The sequence below is a fragment of the Streptococcus sp. HMSC072G04 genome (genome assembly GCF_001813295.1).
Classification (GTDB): domain Bacteria; phylum Bacillota; class Bacilli; order Lactobacillales; family Streptococcaceae; genus Streptococcus.
In genome coordinates, this window is sequence record NZ_KV812011.1 from 30,100 (window position 1) to 51,854 (window position 21,755).

Genomic DNA, 21,755 nt, shown 5'->3' on the forward strand with positions numbered 1-21,755 from the left:
AAAGTTGATCAAGAGCTTTGCAGCGAAAAAAGAAACAGTCGAAAAGAAAGTAGCAGAAGTGGCTGCCAAGACAACGGCTGTCGCAGAGAAAAAAGAAGCAGCGCCCGTCAAAAAAGAAGGAGCAACTGAGACAAAATCAGTAACGCCAGCTGCTAAACCAAAGAGTCGTAACTTTAAAGCGGAACGAGAAGCGCGTGCAAAAGAGCAGGCTGAACGTAGGAAACAACAAGACAATCGTCCAAAACGCGATCGCAAGGACAATCAGCGTCATGGTGACAACCGAAATCAACGACCACAAGAGAGAAATGAACAACGAAACCAAGGTTCTGATCGTCGCAATAACCGACCAGATCAAAGACGTGGTGAACAACCCCAAGTGGCACCAAAAGTTGATTTCAAAGCGCGTGCAGCAGCACTGAAAGCTGAACAAAATGCTGAGTACGCACGTGGAAGTGAAGATCGCTACAAACAACAAGCTGCAAAAGCAGAACAAGAACGTCAACAGCGCCGGAAACGGGTAGAAGCGCCAGAAGTGAAAGCACCGGTACAGGAGCCAGCTGTTGAGAACCATACAAAACCAGCTGTTGCTGCTGCTCCAGCTCAAGTCGATACACGTCGGAAGAAACAAGCGCGACCAGATAAGAAACGCGATGATTTTGATCGTGAAGAAGATGGTCCAAGAAAACAACAAAGGAATCGAAATAGTCAAAATCAAGTGAGAAATCAGAGAAATAGTAACTGGAATAACAATAAGAAAAATAAAAAAGGAAAGAACAACCGTAATGATGCTCCAAAACCAGTAACAGAGCGTAAATTCCATGAATTACCAAGTGAATTTGAGTATACGGATGGAATGACGGTTGCAGAAATCGCAAAACGCATCAAGCGTGAACCGGCTGAAATCGTCAAGAAACTCTTTATGATGGGAGTCATGGCGACTCAAAACCAATCGCTGGATGGAGATACGATTGAACTCTTGATGGTGGATTATGGAATTGAAGCCAAGAAAAAGGTTGAAGTGGACAATGCCGATATCGAACGCTTCTTCGTTGAAGATGGTTATTTGAATCCAGATGAGTTGGTAGAGCGTCCACCAGTTGTCACCATCATGGGACACGTTGACCATGGTAAAACAACCCTTTTGGATACCCTTCGTAATTCACGTGTAGCAACAGGTGAAGCAGGAGGAATCACTCAGCACATTGGTGCCTACCAAATCGTGGAAAATGGCAAGAAGATTACCTTCTTGGATACACCTGGACACGCGGCCTTTACATCTATGCGGGCGCGTGGTGCATCTGTTACGGATATTACCATCTTGGTCGTAGCGGCAGATGACGGGGTGATGCCTCAGACTATCGAAGCTATTAACCACTCAAAAGCTGCCAATGTCCCAATCATTGTGGCTATTAACAAGATTGATAAACCAGGTGCCAACCCAGAACGTGTCATCGGTGAATTGGCGGAACATGGGGTTATGTCAACTGCCTGGGGTGGAGATTCTGAGTTTGTAGAAATCTCAGCCAAGTTCAACCAAAATATCGATGAACTCTTGGAAACGGTCCTTCTTGTGGCTGAAATCCAAGAACTCAAGGCAGATCCAACTGTTCGTGCCATCGGTACCGTTATCGAAGCGCGTTTGGATAAAGGAAAAGGTGCGGTGGCAACCCTCCTTGTTCAACAAGGTACCTTGAATGTCCAAGACCCAATCGTTGTCGGGAATACCTTTGGACGTGTCCGTGCCATGACCAATGACCTTGGACGTCGTGTGAAGGTGGCAGGACCATCTACTCCGGTTTCTATCACTGGTTTGAACGAAGCGCCAATGGCGGGTGACCACTTCGCGGTTTACGAAGATGAAAAATCTGCGCGTGCAGCTGGTGAAGAACGTGCCAAACGTGCTCTGATGAAACAACGTCAAGCAACCAACCGTGTCAGCCTTGAAAATCTCTTTGATACCTTGAAGGCTGGAGAAGTGAAATCCGTTAATGTCATCATCAAGGCCGATGTACAAGGTTCGGTTGAAGCTCTTGCTGCTTCCCTTCAAAAGATTGAAGTGGAAGGTGTGAAAGTGACCATCGTTCACTCAGCAGTTGGTGCCATCAACGAATCAGACGTGACCCTTGCAGAAGCTTCAAATGCCTTCATCATCGGATTTAACGTCCGTCCTACTCCACAAGCACGTCAACAAGCTGAAGCTGACGAGGTGGAAATCCGTCTTCACTCAATTATCTACAAAGTGATTGAAGAAATGGAAGATGCCATGAAGGGTATGTTGGATCCTGAGTTCGAAGAGAAAGTCATCGGGGAAGCAGTTATTCGTGAAACCTTTAAGGTCTCTAAAGTGGGTACCATCGGTGGATTTATGGTCCTTAGCGGTAAGGTTACACGTGATTCCAAAGTACGTGTCATTCGTGACGGTGTCGTGATCTATGACGGAGCTCTTGCAAGTTTGAAACACTTCAAAGATGATGTCAAAGAGATCACAAATGGTCGTGAAGGTGGATTGATGATTGAAGGCTACAATGATATCAAGACAGATGATACTATCGAAGCCTACATCATGGAAGAAATTAAAAAATAAGCAAGCTGACTAGGAAAAAAGAGGGTTCCCCTCTGATTTCCTAGTTTTTAAACACAGAGCAGAAAGGAGTTCCTATGGCAAGTCATTTTCGGACAGACCGAGTAGGGATGGAAATCAAGCGTGAAGTCAACGAGATTTTACAAAAGAAAGTCCGTGACCCGCGTGTTCAAGGAGTTACCATTACGGATGTTCAAATGCTAGGTGATTTGTCGATGGCCAAAGTGTATTATTCAATTATGAGTGATTTGGCTTCAGACAATCAAAAGGCTCAGACAGGCCTTGAAAAAGCAACAGGAACCATCAAGCGTGAATTAGGTCGGAATCTGAAATTATACAAGATTCCGGATCTTACTTTTGTGAAAGACGAATCCATCGAATACGGTAACAAGATCGATGAGATGTTGCGCAATTTGAACAAAGACTAGAGAGGTTGGGACCAATAGTGTCCAATCTCTTTTTTGGCTCATAAAATGAGGAAAATAAAACAGAAAGAAAAAAAAACGGTTTCAAAAAATAATAGAAATTTATAGAAATCTCTTGTGTGATTGGAAATTATCCTTTACAATAGGAGAGGAGTTTTATTTCTGATCTCATATTTGGAGGAATGATCATGTCCATTAACTGGCAGGAAATTTTATTTAACTTTTTGGGAGGGTTGGGTCTTTTTCTCTATAGTATTAAAACTATGGGAGAAGGACTGCAACAAGCTGCAGGGGACCGTCTTCGCTACTATATTGATAAATATACCAGCAATCCCTTCCTTGGAGTTTTAGTAGGGATTGTTGTGACAGCCCTTATTCAGTCTAGTACTGGGGTAACGGTGATTACCGTTGGTCTGGTCAGTGCGGGTCTCTTGACCCTGCGTCAAGCCATTGGGATCATCATGGGGGCTAATATTGGGACCACGGTCACCTCATTCATTATTGGGTTTAAATTGGGGACTTATGCCCTTCCAATTATGTTTCTTGGAACGGTCTTACTTTTCTTTACCAAGAATCGAATGGCCAATAATATTGGTCGGATTCTCTTTGGGGTTGGAGGAATTTTCTACGCTTTAAACCTGATTAGTGCGGGAATGAGTCCTTTGAAAGAATTGCCAGAATTTAGTCAGTACATGATCACCCTTGGAAAAAATCCAATTCTGGGCGTGTTAGCAGGAGCCATCATCACCGTTTTGATTCAAGCTTCTTCAGCTACCATTGGGATTTTACAAGGTTTGTATTCAGGTGGTTTCCTAGATCTTCGCGGTTCTTTACCTATTCTTTTTGGGGACAACATCGGAACAACCTTGACAGTTATTATTGCAGCGATGGGGGCCAATGTTTCTGCTAAGCGTGTTGCAGCAACCCACGTGCTCTTTAACTTGATCGGTACAATCCTTTGTTTGATCTTGTTAACACCTTTTACAGCCATGATTGAATACTTCCAAGGGCTCTTGCACTTGTCACCAGAAATGACCATTGCTTTTTCTCATGGAGCTTTCAACGTGACCAACACCATCATTCAATTCCCATTCATTGGAGCTTTGGCATACTTTGTAACCAAACTGATTCCTGGTGAGGATGAGGTTGTCAAATATGAACCGCTCTACTTGGATGAAAACTTGATCACTCAAGCGCCTTCGATTGCTCTTGGAAATGCGAAAAAAGAGTTGCTTCATTTAGGTGGATATGCAGACAAAGCTTTTAATCTTTCTTATGATTATATTGTTCACCAAAATGAAAAAACAGCTGAAAAAGGTCATAAGACAGAAGAAGCCATTAATACCATTGATGATGATTTGACTCGATACTTGATTCGTTTGTCTAGTGAAGCCTTGAGTCCTAGAGAAAGTGAAGTTCTCACCAATATCTTAGACTCCTCGCGGGATTTGGAGCGGATTGGGGATCACGCGGAAGCCTTGATCAATCTGACCGATTATTTAATTCGTAAGAAAGTGGTCTTTTCAGAAGCGGCCTTGGCTGAATTGGAAGATATTTACAACCAAACCCATCAATTTGTAGAGGATGCTTTGAAAGCCGTTGAGAACAATGATGTGAGTCTTGCAAACCAATTGGTAGCACGTCACGAGGCAATTGAAAAGTTGGAGAAAAAACTTCGGAAAACCCATATTCGTCGTTTGAACCACGGTGAATGTACACCTCAAGCCGGAGTGAACTTTATTGATATCATTTCTCACTATACACGTGTTGCAGACCATGCTATGAATCTCGCTGAAAAAGTACAAATCGAGCAAATTTAATGAACACCAAACAGAGTAAGTAGAAAGCTTACTCTGTTTTTTGTTGGATTCTATTCAAAAATAGGTCTAGACCATTTACAAATGGAAGTGAAAGCGTTATAATATGTATGAATATAAATGGAACACAGTTCCTACAATGGAAAGGACGATTTTATGTCTACATATATTAAAGCAGATCAATTTTATTATCCACATGGGGTTCGCCGCGGAGGCTATTTGGAGCTTGTTGATGGCAAGTTTGGAAAACATGTGGAAAGCTTACCAGAAGGTGCGGATGTGTTGGATTATTCAGGGTACAGTATTGCGCCTGGCCTCGTAGATACCCATATTCACGGATTTGGTGGGGTAGATGTGATGGATAACAATATCGAAGGCACTCTCCATACCATGAGTGATGGGCTCTTGAGTACAGGGGTTACGAGCTTTTTGCCTACGACCTTGACTTCCTCTTATGAACAACTTTTGGCAGTAACTGAAAATATCGGTGCACGATACAAAGAAGCAACAGGAGCCAAGATTCGCGGGATTTATTTTGAAGGACCTTATTTTACAGAAAAATACAAGGGAGCACAAAACCCAGCTTATATGAAGGATCCAAGTATGGAAGAATTCAGGGCTTGGCAAAAAGCTGCCAATGGTCTGTTGAATAAGATTGCCCTTGCTCCCGAGCGTGAAGGGGTAGAAGAATTTGTTCGGACTATTACAGGAGAAGGGGTGACTGTCGCTTTGGGACACTCCAATGCTACTTTTGAAGAAGCTAAAAAAGCGGTTGATGCAGGTGCAAGTGTCTGGGTGCATGCCTACAATGGTATGCGTGGTTTGACGCACCGTGAACTCGGTATGGTTGGTGCCATGTATGAGTTGCCTCATACTACAGCAGAGTTGATCTGTGATGGCCATCACGTTGATCCGCTAGCTTGTGATATCCTGATGAAACAAAAAGGGAAAGAAAATGTTGCCTTGATTACGGACTGTATGACAGCTGGGGGCTTAGAAGACGGGGACTACATGCTTGGGGAATTCCCAGTTGTGGTCGCTGAAGGGACAGCTCGCTTGAAATCAACTGGTAATCTAGCTGGCTCAATCTTGAAATTGAAAGATGGATTAAAAAATGTTGTAGAGTGGGGGATTGCTAACCCTCACGAAGCAGTGATGATGGCCAGCCTCAATCCGGCAAAATCAGTCCATATTGATGATGTTTGTGGTCAAATTCGAGAAGGGTATGATGCGGACTTCATCGTGCTTGATCAAAATTTGGATCTGGTTGCGACCTATCTCGATGGGGTCAAACGTTACCAGGCGACTAACTAGATTCAAGAAACGAAGATAGAATACTTCCTCTCTAGGTCATACCTAGAGAGGTTTTTGTTTACCGATGGTAGTGCAATTTTGTGAATGCTGTCTTTTCATGCTATAATGGGAATTGAAATGTGAGGTAGCTTATGAAGGCAATTGATATACGTTTTTTATTGATGGGGATTTTTTTCTTGCTCTATGGGATTGTAAGAAAAAATATCTTTATTGTGATCGTTGGTGGGGCATTTTTACTCTATAGTTTTTATAGCAAGAAGATGGAGCCAACCAAGAAGAATATTTTTAAGCCAGAGCTCAAGCTTCGAGGGCCTAAGAAACCGAAATCGAAGAAAGGAAAGAAGAAATGAATCATTATCGTTTAAATAATGGGGTGGAGATTCCTGTATTGGGATTTGGGACGTGGAAAGCAGCGGATGGAGAAGAAGCCTATCAAGCTGTCTTAGCTGCTTTAAAAGCAGGTTATCGCCATATCGATACAGCTGCGATCTACCAGAATGAAGAGAGTGTGGGTCGGGCCATTAAAGACAGTGGTCTTGCGCGCGAAGACCTGTTTATTACCACCAAACTTTGGAATACTCATCACACCTATGAAGATGCTCAAGCTGCTTTGGAAGAGTCTCTTGAAAAACTAGGCTTGGACTATGTGGATCTTTACTTGATTCATTGGCCAAATCCAAAACCCCTTCGAGAAAATGATGCTTGGAAAAAACGAAATGCTGAGGTTTGGCGGGCAATGGAAGATATGTTAGCTGCTGGCAAGGTTCGGGCTATTGGTATTAGCAATTTTCTGCCTCATCATTTGGAAGCCCTCCTTGAAACAGCTCGGGTCATTCCGGCTGTGAACCAAATTCGTCTAGCACCTGGGGTGTACCAAAGCGAAGCCATCGCAGCGAGTCGCAAGCATGGCATTTTACTAGAAGCTTGGGGACCTTTTGGCCAAGGAGAATTGTTCCAAAATGAACAAGTAAAAGAAATGGCTACTAAATATGGAAAGACCGTCGCTCAACTAGCCCTGGCTTGGAGTTTACAAGAAGGTTTCCTTCCACTGCCAAAATCGGTTACACCTGAGCGGATTGCAAGTAATCTAAATTGCTTTGATTTTGAATTGACGGCAGATGATATGGAACTCCTTCGCCATCTTCCGGTTGAAGCAGGTGCACCAGATCCAGACACCAAAGATTTTTAAGAGAGAATTTCTATTCATTAATGAAAACCGAGGACAGTTTCGTTCTCGGTTTTTAAAATCCTTTCAATGATTAAATAATTTTAAAACTCCAATAAAAACAGATGTTCTATAATACCTTCCCATACTAATTTACATTTTTCCGAACGAAAATAAATTAATAGTTAGTAATATTCGTGAATGTTACATTTGTGTTACATTTTGTTTTTTGAATGAATTTTCAGACAATTTTGCGTTATAATAGTTACTATTAAAATATAAGGGGAGTTTCTATGAATAGACAAGAACGTTTTTCATTAAGAAAATACAAATTTGGTGTAGCCTCAGTTTTATTAGGGGCTGTTTTGGTATTTGGATCTGCACAAGCGAGTGCTGAAGAACAAGCAGCCAGCCAAACAAGTGCTGGAACACAGCTTGTAGCCACTACTCAACAGGCACCTGCTGAAGAAGAGCATTCACAAGCAACAGAAGCAAATACAGCAGTTACTAGTGAGAAAGTAGAAGTTGCAAAAGAAGCAACAGTTGCTGAAAAGACAACGAATGCAACAGAAGCAGCTCTTGTTGAAAAAACAGAAGCTCCGAAAGAGGCAGCTACTGTTCCAGAAACAAAACCGGAAGTAGCGGAAAAACCTGTAGAAAAAGCAACAGCAGTGGCTACTGCGACAAGTTCAGAAACAACGAATCGCCATGAGGCAGCTGAAAAACCTCAAAGCATCGAAAGTGACGAAATTATTACTGTTCCCCAAACCTGGAAGCAAGGTTATAAAGGGGAAGGGATGGTTGTCGCCGTCATCGACTCTGGCTTGGATGTGAACCACGAGGTTCTTCGGATTACCGATCCTTCAAAAGCTAAGTTTAAAAACCAAGAAGAAATCGAAGCTGCTAAGAAAGCGGCAGGAATTGATTATGGTAAATGGTACAACGACAAGGTTGTCTACGCTTATGACTACTTTGATGGGACCGACAATATCAAAGAGGCTGAAAGAGATTCCCATGGGATGCACGTTACAGGGATTGCAACAGGGAATCCTGATAAAGAAGCAGGAAACGGTGAAAAGATCTATGGTGTAGCACCAGAAGCGCAAGTTATGTTTATGCGTGTCTTTTCAGATCGTCAAAAAACAACGGGTTCTGCCCTTTATGTAAAAGCAATTGATGATGCTGTAGCCCTTGGTGCAGATACCATCAATATGAGTCTTGGATCTACTACTGGTTCTATGGTCAATGCTGATTCAGATATTGTGGATGCCATTAAACGAGCGCGTGCTAAAGGGGTATCTGTCCTAATCTCTGCAGGAAATAGCAATACTTTTGGGAATGGTTATTCTAGACCAGCAGCAGAAAATCCAGATTACGGTTTGGTTGGAAATCCATCAACGGTAGAGGACTCTATCTCTGTTGCTTCTATCAATAACAACATCATTACAACAGAAGTTTTTGAAGTCAAAGGTTTGGAAGGCAATGCAGAAGCGGATAACGGAAAATTTGATTACAGTAAATCTGCTGCAGATGCTGATTTTGAAAAAGGCAAAGAGTACGAATATGTATCAGTTGGTCTTGGGAAAGAAGATGATTTTAAAGATCTAGACCTTACCGGTAAATTGGCCTTAATCCAACGTGGGGAAATTCCATTCTCAGAAAAGATTGCCAATGCCTTCCATCATGGTGCAGCAGGAGCTTTGGTCTACAATAATGTGGAAGGATCTAATCTTGGAATGGCAATTGATGGAGATGCTAAGAAAATTCCATCTGTCTTCATTTCAAAACGCTATGGGGAAGCTCTTAAAGCTGGATCTTACAAAGTTGTCTTTAACAATACCATGGCTAACCGTCCATCTCCAGAAGCAGACCAATTGTCTGATTTCTCAAGCTGGGGAGTGACAACCGATGGTCAGTTGAAACCAGATGTCACAGCACCTGGTGGGAATATCTTTTCTTCTTTAAATGACAATACCTACGGGGATATGAGTGGTACAAGTATGGCCTCTCCTCACGTAGCAGGTGTGGCAGCTTTGGTCAAAGAATACCTTGTGAAGAACCATCCAGAATTGACTCCAGAACAAGTTTCTGCAACTGTGAAAGCCTTGATTATGTCTACAGCTAAACCACATGTTGACAAAGAAACTGGTGTCTATACTTCTCCACGTCAACAAGGTGCAGGGGTTGTCGATACAGCAGCAGCGGTTTCAACAGACTTGTATGTGACTGGTGAAAACAACTATCCAAGTGTCACTCTTGGTAATGTTGGAGATAGCTTTACATTTGATGTGACGGTTCACAATATTTCAGATACCGATCGTACCTTGAAAATGTTGGTGAATACTGATACAGATGAAGTAAAAGATGGTAAATTTACCCTCCGTCCACGCAAATTAACAGAAACTGCTTGGCCTGAAGTAACTGTGAAAGCTCATAGCTCTGAAACGGTTACGGTTAAAGTTGATACAAGTAAATTCACAGAAGAATTGAGCAAAGAAATGCCAAATGGCTATTTCCTTGAAGGATTTGTTCGTTTTGTTGATCCGGCAGATGATGGGGATGTAGTTAGCCTGCCATTTATGGGATTCAAGGGAGAATTCCAAAACCTTCCAGCTGTTGAAAAACCAATCTATGATTTGGTTCGTGAAGGAAAAGATGGCTTCTACTATCATGTTCCAAAAGATTTGAATATCTCCTCTAGTGCCAATGTTTCTGCGCTTGTTACTCTTCAAAATGACCTTCTCCTCACACAAGGAAAACGAGATGGTCGTCGGATTACATTTCTTGGTATTGAAGAAAATGCGGAAGGAACTCACTCTCTTCAACTAGATGAAAAAGGAAATGTTCGCATCGCTATTTCGCCAAATGAAGATGGGAATAAAGACCTCGTTGAATACAAGACAGTTGCCCTTAGAAACATTGAAAACCTTCGTGCAACTGTTTATGCAGCAAGTGATACGGAACATAAAAATCCATTGTGGGAAGGAACTCCATCTGACCATCGTAAGAACTTCTTCAACGGAGACCAAAAGAACCCACGCAGCTACACACTAGATAATACTGCTTGGAATGGTACCGATGCAAATGGGAAAGCAGTAGCAGATGGTGTATATGATTATGTCATTCGTTACACACCAATGGTTCCTGGAGCTGAGGAGCAATCAACAACCTTCAAGGTTCAAGTCGATACTCAAAAACCAGTGATCACATCTGGATATATCCGTTTCAAAGATGGGGCTCAACAGTTTGTAGCACGTAAAGCAAAAGATGTTGGCGATGGTGGTATCTTAACTGAAAAACTCGTCTACGTGACTCCATTCGATGATCAGGGGACAATGGTCCAAACCAGTGAAGATAAGAATGGTACACGTGCGCTTGAAAATTACCATGTGATCAAGGCCAATGCAGATGGTAGCTTCGATCTTCCTGAAAACATCGATAAGAAGAATATCTACTACTATGTAGAAGACTTTGCGGGGAACGTAGACTATGTTTCACTAGCAGATTTAGTTCGGGATCAAAATAGTGGTCGGGTTCAAATTGCAGTTCGTGACGCTAAAACGAACAAAGATTTGGATACTATGTATGTTTACCGAATCAAAGATAGCAACGGCCAATACGTGTCAGTTGATAAGACAAAAGATATTAACTTCTTGAACTTTGGTCATTATACTGCTGAAATCTTTACGTATGATCGTACAGAAGTGAAATTTGTCAGCAGCTTGACGCAAGAATTTGATTTGACAGAGGATAATAGTTTCCAAACGATTGCTTTTCTTGCCAATACTTTAGAATATGCACCAGTTAGCATCAGCTTTGATCAACCGGTTTCAAAAGCAGCTACGATCGTATTAAAAGGGGCAGATGGTGAAAACTTTGTCTTGCCTGCTGAAAAATATGGTAAAAATGGCTTTGGTAAATCTGTAGCAACTGGTCAATATACTTTGGTTGCAACTCTTCCTACAGGCTATGAACTAGCTGAGGAAGCACCAGTGATCTCAGTTGTCGCAGGGCGTAACAACAATTATCGTATTGGAGTGATCTCAAAAGTGGATCTCTTAGCTGCTTTGAACAACCAAGCAGATGTTACAAAGACAGCGCAATACTTCAATGCCAGTGCGGATAAGAAGGAAGCCTATGATCAAGCCTTACAAGCTGCCCAAGCAGCCTTGACCAACAAGGTTAGTCAAGAGCAAGTCAACCAAGCTTTAGCTAGTCTTGAAGCTGCCAGCCAAGCTTTGGATGGGAAAGATTCAAACGTTGCGGCCTTGAAAGAAGCGATGCAGGCTTACGATGCTACGACTAAAACTGGTCGTTATGCCAATGCCAAAGAAAAAGTACGTCGCGACTACGATCGTGCTTTCCAAACAGTTGCCTTGCTTGCAGTTGATCCAACTGTGAAACAAGAACAAATCAATCAAGCACTTGCTGAGCTTAGCCGTGCGGAAGGAAAATTAAACGGGAAAGCAACAGATTTTTCAAGCCTTGAAAAATACATCAAGGAAGAATTGAAGTTCCAAGAAAAGAATGCTAAATTTATCTATGCTGGAAATGAAGAAAAAGAAGCTTACCTAGCAGCCTTCAAGGATGCACAAACTATCCTTTCAAATCCAGGAGCAAGCCAACAAGATGTGAAAGATGCTTTGACAGCCTTGAAGAATGCCAAGAAAAAACTTCATGGTAAAAAACCAAAAGCTGCAAGACGTCCATAAGAAAAACAACATTGTTTGTTAGCCTAAAATCCGTATGAAACGATTGTTTCATGCGGATTTTAATTTACAAGTCACTAAAAATCTGCTATAATACTAGTCAAGAAAGAAGGGCTTACGGCGTTTTTCTAGCGAGCTTGGGATAGTGAGAGCCAAGTAGAGCAAAGTAAGCAAGTGGCGCTTTCTCTCAGTAAAAAGCTGAGTAAAGTAAAATAAAATGAAGTAATAAATTAGGGTGGAACCGCGTTTCTGACGCCCCTAGGTCAAAGGACTTAGGAGCAGAGACACGGTTCTTTTTGTATCCTAAGTCACAAGAAACTTTATGAATAAGGAGTATTCAATGTCAAAAAAACTAACCTTTCACTGCGTTAGTGGCAGAGATCTCCTTACAGTCGGACTGCCACACGCTCAGCACTAGGGTGCCTGAGCTAGACGCAGTACTAACTCGTCTTGCCTCGTATGATCAACGAGACAGACTCGTGTAGCAAGAATTTATAAAAAGGAGAAGAAGATGTCAAAAAAACTAACCTTCCAAGAAATTATTTTGACTTTGCAACAATACTGGAATGACCAGGGTTGTATGCTCATGCAGGCTTATGATAATGAAAAAGGTGCGGGAACCATGAGTCCGTATACTTTCCTCCGTGCCATTGGTCCTGAACCGTGGAATGCAGCTTATGTAGAGCCATCTCGTCGTCCAGCGGACGGTCGTTACGGGGAAAACCCAAACCGTCTTTACCAACACCACCAATTCCAAGTGGTGATGAAACCATCACCATCAAACATCCAAGAGCTCTACCTTGAATCATTGGAAAAATTGGGGATCAATCCTTTGGAACACGATATCCGTTTCGTTGAAGATAACTGGGAAAACCCATCAACAGGTTCAGCTGGTCTAGGTTGGGAAGTTTGGCTTGACGGTATGGAAATCACTCAGTTCACCTACTTCCAACAAGTTGGTGGATTGGCAACTGGTCCGGTAACTTCTGAGGTCACTTACGGATTGGAACGTTTGGCTTCTTACATCCAAGAAGTCGATTCTGTTTACGATATTGAGTGGGCTCCAGGCGTTAAATACGGAGAAATCTTCCTTCAACCAGAATATGAACACTCAAAATACAGCTTTGAAGTTTCTGACCAAGATATGCTTCTTGAAAACTTCGAAAAATTTGAAAAAGAAGCAGGACGTGCTTTGGAATTGGGCCTTGTTCACCCAGCCTATGACTACGTTTTGAAATGTTCACATACCTTCAATTTGCTAGATGCTCGTGGAGCAGTATCCGTTACAGAACGTGCCGGCTACATTGCCCGCATCCGTAACTTGGCTCGTGTCGTAGCCAAAACTTTCGTCGCAGAACGTAAAAAACTTGGTTACCCACTTCTCGACGAAGCCACACGCGCCAAACTCCTAGCAGAAGAGGAAGAATAAAAAGAGTTACAAGAATGGAAAGTGGGCAAACAAAGTGAGCCCACATGGCTACCCAGAGGCAAGTCGAAGACTTGCTAAAGGGATAGGCACCGCTGTACTGGTATATGGGGATTTTTGAAACGTGAGGTTCAAAAATCAGTTGGCTAAATCCACTTTGATGAGACTGTTGGAAATCGATGTCAAGAAAACAGAAGATTTCCTCACAGCCTCACAAAGTTAGTTAGCAACGTCCCCAGTACCTAAGGTGCCTATCAGAAAAAGAATTTTGTAAAGGAAGAAACATGACAAAAAACTTATTAGTAGAACTTGGACTTGAAGAGTTGCCAGCCTACGTTGTCACACCAAGTGAAAAACAACTCGGTGAGAAAATGGCAGCCTTCTTGGATGAAAACCGACTTTCATACGAAAGCATTCAAACCTTCTCAACACCACGTCGTTTGGCCGTCCGTGTGATTGGTTTAGCGGATCAACAATCTGATTTAACTGAAGATTTTAAAGGACCTTCTAAGAAAATCGCCTTGGATGCAGATGGAAACTTCTCAAAAGCGGCTCAAGGATTCGTCCGTGGGAAAGGCTTGACGGTTGATGATATCGAATTCCGTGAAGTCAAAGGTGAAGAGTACGTTTATGTCACGAAACACGAAGCTGGTAAACCTGCCAAAGAAGTCTTGGCTGGCCTTCCAGAAGTGCTTGCTTCATTGACCTTCCCTGTAAGCATGCACTGGGCTAACAACACATTTGAATACATTCGCCCAGTTCACACCTTGATCGTTCTTTTGGGCGACGAAGCGCTCGACCTTGATTTCTTGGATATCCAATCAGGTCGTGTGAGCCGTGGACACCGTTTTCTTGGACATGAAGTAGAAATTACTAATGCGGATTCTTATGAAGAAGACCTTCGTACTGTTTACGTGATTGCGGATAGCAAAGAACGTGAAAACATGATTCGTGAGCAAATCAAAGCCATCGAAGCAGAACAAGGTGTTCAAGTCCAAATCGAAGAAGGACTTTTGAATGAAGTCTTGAACTTGGTCGAATACCCAACTGCCTTTATGGGAAGTTTTGACACTAAATATTTGGACGTTCCAGAAGAAGTCTTGGTGACCTCAATGGAAACGCACCAACGTTACTTTGTTGTACGTGACCTTGATGGCCAGCTTAAACCAAACTTCATCTCCGTCCGTAATGGGAATGCTGAGCACTTGGAAAATGTTATCCGAGGAAATGAAAAAGTATTGGTGGCACGTCTTGAAGATGGTGAATTCTTCTGGCGTGAAGACCAAAAACTTAAGATTGAAGACCTCGTTGCTAAATTGGCTAACGTAACCTTCCATGAAAAAATTGGTTCTCTTTCTGAACACATGGCGCGTGCGGGTGTCATTGCAGCGTCACTAGCTGAGCAAGCTGGTTTGACTGCTGAAGAAACGGCAGCTGTTGCTCGTGCAGCTGAAATCTACAAATTTGACCTCTTGACGGGTATGGTCGGAGAGTTCGATGAATTGCAAGGAATCATGGGTGAAAAATACGCCCTCCTCGCTGGTGAAGATGCTGCGGTTGCGACAGCTATCCGTGAGCACTACCTTCCTGATTCAGCAGACGGAGCTCTTCCAGAGACTAAGGTTGGTGCCATTCTTGCCCTTGCAGATAAATTGGATACCCTCCTTTCCTTCTTCTCAGTAGGCTTGATTCCATCAGGTTCCAATGACCCTTATGCGCTTCGTCGTGCAACACAAGGGATTGTTCGTATCTTGGATGCCTTTGGTTGGCATATCCCTATGGATGAGTTGATCGACAGCCTTTACGCCCTTTCATTTGATAGCCTTTCTTATGACAATCAAGCAGAAGTGCTCAACTTCATCAAGGCGCGTGTGGACAAGATGATGGGACGCACACCAAAAGACATCAAAGATGCTGTTCTTGCTGGTTCAAACTTTGTCGTGGCTGATATGCTGGAAGCAGCTGAAGCTCTTTCAGAAGCTGCGAAGACCGATGGTTATAAGGCGGCTGTTGAGTCCCTCTCTCGTGCCTTTAACTTGGCAGAAAAAGCAGATGCTTCAGTAGCAGTCGACGCTAGTCTCTTTGAAAACGATCAAGAAAAAGCCCTTTCTAAAGCGATTGAAGAGCTTGAATTGACTGGTTCAGCTAGTGACAAATTGGCTCAACTCTTTGCTCTTAGCCCAGTCATTGATGCTTTCTTTGACAATACTATGGTAATGGCAGAAGATGAGGCGGTTAAAAACAACCGTTTGGCCCTTCTTGCAGGCCTTGTAGCGAAAGCTAACGCTGTTGCAGCCTTCAACCAATTGAACACAAAATAAGTACCTGATGACAGGTAGAAAGTAGGTTTTATTATGACACCTGAAAAAATCGCTCGTATCAATGAGCTTGCTAAAAAGAAAAAAACAGAAGGTTTGACTCCTGAAGAAGCAGTGGAACAAGCAAAACTTCGTGAAGAATACATTGAAGGTTATCGTCGTTCGGTTCGTCACCACATCGAAGGGATCAAAATTGTGGATGAAGAAGGTAACGATGTAACACCTGAGAAACTACGCCAAGTGCAACGGGAAAAAGGTTTGCATGGCCGTAGTCTCGATGACCCTAATTCATAAGCAAAAGAGTGCTGGAAGAGATTTCAGCACTCTTTTTAATCTATAAAATTCAGAATATTCTGGACTGGATTGACCAATTTTTAAAAACATGGTATAGTAGATTGTATGAAAATTTGAAGTATACTTTTCTGAAAATATACAGAAAAAGAATTGGAGTAATTATATGTCAAAAAAACATCATCCTGGTGAAGAAACCGAAAATGGGATGGTTCGTGGTCTGCAAAATCGGCATGTTCAGCTGATCGCTATTGCAGGAACCATCGGGACAGGACTCTTTCTTGGAGCCGGTCGTTCCCTTTCTTTGACAGGGCCCTCTATTATTTTAGTCTATATGCTGACTGGCGCCTTCATGTACTTGATGATGCGGGCAATCGGAGAAATGCTATATATGGACCCTGATCAACACACCTTTATCAACTTTATCACCAAGTATATAGGAAAAGGTTGGGGTTATTTTTCAGGATGGTCCTATTGGGTCTCCTTGGTATTTTTGGGAATGGCAGAGATCACCGCTGTTTCCAACTATGTCCAGCTTTGGTTTCCAAATTGGCCAGCCTGGCAGATTCAAATTATCTTTTTAGCGCTCTTAAGTTGTGTAAACTTGATCGCTGTGAAGGTTTTTGGAGAGGTTGAATTCTGGTTTGGAATGATCAAGATTGTCACTATTTTAGCCTTGATCGCAACAGGAATCTTTATGGTGACGACGAATTTTGAAACACCAGCTGGACACGCTAGCTTAAGTAACATTACCAATGGTTTTCAAATGTTTCCAAATGGTTGGGTCAAGTTCGTCATGGCCTTCCAAATGGTCTTCTTTGCTTACCAAGCAATCGAATTTGTTGGAATTACTACTTCTGAAACAGCTAATCCCCGACAAGTATTGCCAAAAGCTATTAAAGAAATTCCAATCCGGATTGTAATCTTTTATGTAGGAGCTTTGTTGGCGATTATGGCTATTTTCCCTTGGCAACAGCTTCCTGTCAATAAGTCACCGTTTGTAACGGTCTTTCAGATGGTAGGAATCAAGTGGGCAGCAGGATTGATTAATTTTGTTGTACTGACAGCTGCGGCATCTTCCTTGAATTCCACCCTCTATTCAACAGGGCGTCACTTGTACCAGATTGCAAAAGAAACACCAAACAGTAAAGTGATGAATCGTTTGAAACTGAATAGCTTATCTCGTATGGGGATTCCAAGTCGGGCGATTATTTTTTCTGCGATTGTGGTTGCTGTTTCAGCCTTTATCAATGTCTTGCCAGGTGTCTCAGATGCCTTTGCCTTGATTACGGCATCTTCTTCTGGTGTCTACATTGCTATTTACATTTTGACTATGCTTGCCCATCTTAAGTACCGTAAATCGAAAGAATTTATGCCAGATGGGTTTGTCATGCCAGCCTATAAAGTGTTGAATCCATTAACCATTGTTTTCTTCCTCTTTGTATTCGTTTGTCTCTTCTTGCAAGAATCAACATACATTGGAGCGATTGGAGCAACCATCTGGATCATTCTTTTTGGGATTTACAGCAATTGGAAACATAATCAATAAACCGCAAGAGAGTGGGACAGAAATCGGTAATTCGTTAGAATTCGATTTCGTCGTCCCACCTCCGCACAGTTGAGTAGGACTGTAAAAGCTGATGAAATCAGCGTAGTAGAGCCCACTCAACCACTGCGTCTTGCTCGACAATCCAAAAATAATTGAGAGGCTAGGACTTTTGTCCCAGCCTCTTTATTATTTCAGAGCTAGTTTCCTTTTTGTAAGAAATTTCTTGGGGGATTAGAAAAAAACAGGGACGGAGGAAATTAGTTTTCTTCCATCTCTGTTTTTTGTCCTTGAATAGCTTTTTTGAGCCACCAAAGTGAGCCGACTAGGATCAGGGCAGCAAGCCAAAAAATCCAAGCCTCAATAGTGGTTAGAAAAAAGTAGAGAGCGATAGCATCGACCAATAAAAGTGGGATGAGAATCTGTTTTCTTATTTTCATAAGAATATTGTATCATAAATCCTAGAGGAAACAAGTGAAATCAAGCCTTTCTAGGTATTTTGTAGGATCCGAAAAGGTCCGATAAGATTAGTTAGTGAATTTTCTTTCAGGAGTGCATCTTGGTCCCATTTGTGGTAAAATAGTAAAGATATGAGTAAAGAATTTCATCATGTAACGGTTTTGCTTCATGAAACGATCGATATGCTGGATGTTAAGCCAGATGGGATCTATGTAGACGCCACATTGGGTGGGGCAGGCCACAGCGAATATTTGTTAACAAAATTAAATGAATCGGGCCATCTTTATGCCTTTGACCAAGATCAGCATGCAATTGAGAATGCAAAGATTCGTTTGGCTCCATTCATCGAGAAAGGTATGGTGACCTTCATTAAGGATAACTTTCGTCATTTGAAGGAACGTCTAAACGAATTGGGTGTGACTGAAATTGATGGAATCTGTTATGACCTAGGTGTGTCTAGTCCTCAGTTAGATGAACGGGAACGCGGATTTTCTTACAAGAAAGATGCGCCACTGGACATGCGGATGAATCAAGAAGCTTCCTTGACAGCCTATGAGGTCGTTAATAGCTACGATTACCATGATCTAGTCCGTATTTTTTTCAAATATGGAGAGGACAAATTTTCCAAGCAAATTGCGCGGAAAATTGAGCAAGCACGAGCAATTAAACCGATTGAAACAACGACTGAATTAGCAGAGATTATTAAATCTGCTAAACCAGCTAAGGAGCTCAAGAAAAAGGGCCATCCTGCTAAACAGATTTTCCAAGCCATTCGTATCGAAGTCAATGATGAACTGGGAGCTGCAGATGAATCGATTCAGCAAGCCATGGATTTGTTGGCCCTCGATGGTCGTATTTCTGTGATTACCTTTCATTCGTTAGAGGATCGATTGACCAAACAATTGTTTAAAGAAGCTTCGACGGTTGAGGTTCCAAAGGGACTTCCCTTTATTCCAGATGATTTGAAACCAAAGATGGAGTTGGTCAACCGGAAACCTATTTTGCCAAGTGATGAAGAGCTTGAGGATAATAATCGATCCCATTCAGCAAAACTACGGGTTGCTCGAAAAATACACAAGTAAGAGGAATTGATATGGCAGCAAGAGATGAGAGAACAAGAACACAGGTACTTCAAGACCGCTTTCGCCGTTTCTCAAGAGTAGAAAAGGCTTTTTATGGGTCGATTGTCCTAACAGCTGTTATTTTAGCCATTAGTATCGTCTTTATGCAGACACGGATTTTACAAGTTCAAAGTGAATTGACTGATTTGAATACGGAACTAGAAGCCAAAAAGACAGAGTTGGCAGATGTTCGTCAAGAGGTCAATGAATTAACACGTTATGACCGCTTATCACAGTTGGCTAGCTCCCAAGGAATGAAGCTGCAAAAAGAAAATCGAAAAACAGTGAGTGCAAGTAGTGATGAATAAATTCAAAAAATTTTTGATCGGGTATTCGATAAAGAAACGTCGCTTGCCGGATCAGAATCGAAAACAAGTTGGGAAAAATCTCAGTGTACTGGCGATTTTCCTCTTTTTTCTCTTTCTGATTAATTTTGCAATGATCATTGGGACTGACAAAAAATTTGGTGTGACCTTATCGGATCAAGCCAAAAAAGTCCATGAGCAGACGGTCATTGTTCCTGCAAAACGTGGAACGATCTACGACCGAAATGGAGCAGTAATTGCTGAAGATGCGACGACCTATAACGTTTATGCGGTTATTGATAAAAAGTACAAATCAGCAACTGGGAAAGTCCTCTATGTAGAAGAGAGCCAATTTAAAAAAGTAGCAGAAATCTTTAAGCAGTACTTAGGGATGGATGAGGATTACGTCATTCAACAGTTGTCGCAAAAGAAATTGAAACAAGTTTCTTTTGGCTCGAACGGAAACGGCATAACTTATAGCAATATGACGGCCATCCGTGAGGCCATGGAAGCGGCGAAAATTGAAGGAGTTGCCTTTACAACTAGTCCAAATCGGAGCTATAAAAATGGAGTTTTTGCCTCTCAATTTATAGGTCAGGCCTCTCTTCAAGAAGATAAAGAGGGGAATAAAACCCTGAAGGGGCAATCAGGGATGGAGAAATCCCTCGATCGTATTCTCGCTGGTCAAAATGGGGTTATCACCTATGACAAAGACCGAAACGGCAATATCGTTCCTGGTTCAGATAAGGTTTCTGTCAAAACAGAAGATGGAAAAGATGTCTATACGACTATTTCAGCAGAGTTGCAGACCTACCTTGAGACGCGAATGGATGTTTTCCAAGAAAAAGTAAAAGGAAAGTATGTTAGTGCGACTCTTGTGAGTGCAAAAACTGGAGAGATCCTAGCGACAACGCAACGTCCATCCTATAATGCGGATACCAAACAAGGGTTGGATCTGAAAAACTTGAAAACCTGGAATACCATCCTTTATCAAGATCAATATGAACCGGGTTCAACGATGAAGGTCATGTTATTAGCTTCGGCGATTGATCATGGAACCTTCCCAGCTTATAATGAGGGATACTACAATAACGAACTACAAGTAAAAGATGCGACCATCCGTGACTGGGATGTCAATATGGGGCTGTCTGAAGGTCGCTATATGAATATCGCACAGGGATTTGCTTACTCAAGTAACGTGGGGATGACCCGCTTAGAGCAAAAAATGGGAAATGCTGTCTGGATGGACTATCTAACCCGCTTTAAATTCGGTCTTCCGACCCGTTTTGGAATGGGAAATGAAGCTTACGGGGGTCTTCCAGGGGATAACTATGTCAGTCAGGCACAATCTGCCTTTGGTCAAGGGATTTCCGTCAGTCAAACCCAAATGTTACGGGCCTTTAGTGCCATCGCTAATGATGGACAAATGTTGGAGCCGAAGTTTATTAGTGCTATTTACGATAAAAAATCAGACACAGCCCGCAAATCAAAAAAAGAAGTTGTTGGAAAACCAGTTTCAGGATCAGCTGCGCAACAGACACGGAACTATATGATCACCGTCGGAACAGATCCAGAGTATGGAACCTTGTACAGTGATGGACCCATCATTCAGGTACCCGGTCAAAACGTTGCGGTGAAATCAGGGACTGCCCAAATGGCGACAGATCAAGGATACTTGCAAGGAGAAAATGATTATATCAACTCGGTTGTAGCCATGACACCTGCAGAAGATCCTGAATTCATTATGTATGTGACGGTCCAACAACCAGAAGTGAAATTCTCAGCCACCAGCTGGGAAGAGTTGGTCAATCCTATTTTGGAAGATGCAGTTGCTTTAAAAGACGAATTGCATTTGACATCAGAGGCACCAACTTTGGATGGTGTGACCAAAGAAACGACCTACAAAATCCCTTCAGTAGAAACTCTCTCTAAGGAGTTGAATCTGAAACAAAATCTGAGCCCAGGTGCTTATTCAGAGGAATTGCGTCGCAATTTGGTGCAGCCAATTGTCCTAGGAACCGGGGAAAATATCCGCAAAATGTCTGTGGATGTAGGCTCTAAAGTCAAAGCCAATCAGCAAGTATTGTTATTAACAGAAGACTTTGATGCGGTTCCAGATATGTATGGTTGGACAAAGAAAAATGCTGATATCTTTGGAGAATGGACTGGAATTGAGATTACCTATAAAGGTAGTGGAAAGAAAGTAACCAAACAAAGTGTCAAAATGAACACCTCACTCAATAAAACTAAAAAGATTACCTTAACATTAGGAGACTAA

The 21,755-nt window shown here is 42.2% G+C and carries 14 protein-coding genes and 1 pseudogene; 14 read left to right on the forward strand and 1 reads right to left on the reverse strand.

Annotated elements, in window-relative coordinates; all coding sequences use genetic code 11:
• Positions 1-88: 88 nt before the first annotated feature.
• The 11 genes and pseudogenes from infB to HMPREF2904_RS02115 form a co-directional block, all read left to right on the forward strand.
• A pseudogene (infB, locus tag HMPREF2904_RS02065) lies at positions 89-2,584 on the forward strand (translation initiation factor IF-2); the annotation flags it as partial.
• A 74-nt stretch (positions 2,585-2,658) separates the two neighbouring features.
• Positions 2,659-3,009, forward strand: coding sequence for a 30S ribosome-binding factor RbfA (gene rbfA, locus HMPREF2904_RS02070; RefSeq protein ID WP_003003976.1), 351 nt, complete (start codon positions 2,659-2,661; stop codon positions 3,007-3,009).
• A gap of 185 nt (positions 3,010-3,194) precedes the next feature.
• A complete protein-coding gene (locus HMPREF2904_RS02075) occupies positions 3,195-4,826 on the forward strand; it encodes a Na/Pi cotransporter family protein (protein ID WP_070659649.1) in 1,632 nt (543 codons plus the stop codon).
• 153 nt (positions 4,827-4,979) lie between these two features.
• On the forward strand, positions 4,980-6,137 hold the full coding sequence (gene nagA, locus HMPREF2904_RS02080; protein WP_070659692.1) for an N-acetylglucosamine-6-phosphate deacetylase: 1,158 nt from the start codon (positions 4,980-4,982) through the stop codon (positions 6,135-6,137).
• Positions 6,138-6,268: 131 nt separating this feature from the next.
• A complete protein-coding gene (locus HMPREF2904_RS02085; protein WP_003018530.1) occupies positions 6,269-6,487 on the forward strand; it encodes a hypothetical protein in 219 nt (72 codons plus the stop codon).
• On the forward strand, positions 6,484-7,326 hold the full coding sequence (locus HMPREF2904_RS02090; protein WP_070659651.1) for an aldo/keto reductase: 843 nt from the start codon (positions 6,484-6,486) through the stop codon (positions 7,324-7,326). The genes HMPREF2904_RS02085 and HMPREF2904_RS02090 overlap by 4 nt, the downstream gene beginning before the upstream one ends.
• A 269-nt stretch (positions 7,327-7,595) precedes the next feature.
• Complete coding sequence (locus tag HMPREF2904_RS02095; protein ID WP_070659653.1) at positions 7,596-12,014, forward strand: S8 family serine peptidase; 4,419 nt, start codon at positions 7,596-7,598, stop codon at positions 12,012-12,014.
• A 508-nt stretch (positions 12,015-12,522) separates the two neighbouring features.
• Complete coding sequence (glyQ, locus tag HMPREF2904_RS02100) at positions 12,523-13,440, forward strand: glycine--tRNA ligase subunit alpha (protein ID WP_002886077.1); 918 nt, start codon at positions 12,523-12,525, stop codon at positions 13,438-13,440.
• Positions 13,441-13,721: 281 nt separating this feature from the next.
• Complete coding sequence (gene glyS / locus HMPREF2904_RS02105) at positions 13,722-15,758, forward strand: glycine--tRNA ligase subunit beta (RefSeq protein ID WP_070659655.1); 2,037 nt, start codon at positions 13,722-13,724, stop codon at positions 15,756-15,758.
• A 33-nt stretch (positions 15,759-15,791) separates the two neighbouring features.
• Entirely contained in the window at positions 15,792-16,049 is a 258-nt protein-coding gene (locus HMPREF2904_RS02110) for a DUF896 family protein (RefSeq protein WP_003012632.1), read from the forward strand.
• A 163-nt stretch (positions 16,050-16,212) separates the two neighbouring features.
• Positions 16,213-17,595 carry an amino acid permease gene (locus HMPREF2904_RS02115; protein WP_070659657.1) on the forward strand — a complete coding sequence of 461 codons (1,383 nt, stop codon included), beginning with the start codon at positions 16,213-16,215 and terminating at the stop codon, positions 17,593-17,595.
• A 257-nt stretch (positions 17,596-17,852) separates the two neighbouring features.
• Here the strand turns inward: HMPREF2904_RS02115 and HMPREF2904_RS02120 are convergent, their stop codons facing one another.
• A complete protein-coding gene (locus tag HMPREF2904_RS02120) occupies positions 17,853-18,032 on the reverse strand; it encodes a hypothetical protein (protein WP_070659659.1) in 180 nt (59 codons plus the stop codon).
• A gap of 150 nt (positions 18,033-18,182) precedes the next feature.
• On the opposite strand from HMPREF2904_RS02120, the gene rsmH reads away from it, so the two are divergent.
• The 3 genes from rsmH to pbp2X are packed head-to-tail and all read left to right on the forward strand — an operon-like array spanning position 18,183 to position 21,755.
• Positions 18,183-19,133 carry a 16S rRNA (cytosine(1402)-N(4))-methyltransferase RsmH gene (gene rsmH, locus HMPREF2904_RS02125; RefSeq protein WP_024054758.1) on the forward strand — a complete coding sequence of 317 codons (951 nt, stop codon included), beginning with the start codon at positions 18,183-18,185 and terminating at the stop codon, positions 19,131-19,133.
• 11 nt (positions 19,134-19,144) lie between these two features.
• Positions 19,145-19,480: a cell division protein FtsL gene (gene ftsL, locus HMPREF2904_RS02130; protein ID WP_003003929.1), complete on the forward strand. Its 336-nt coding sequence runs from the start codon at positions 19,145-19,147 to the stop codon at positions 19,478-19,480.
• Complete coding sequence (pbp2X, locus tag HMPREF2904_RS02135) at positions 19,473-21,755, forward strand: penicillin-binding protein PBP2X (RefSeq protein ID WP_070659660.1); 2,283 nt, start codon at positions 19,473-19,475, stop codon at positions 21,753-21,755. Before ftsL ends, pbp2X begins: the two co-directional genes overlap by 8 nt.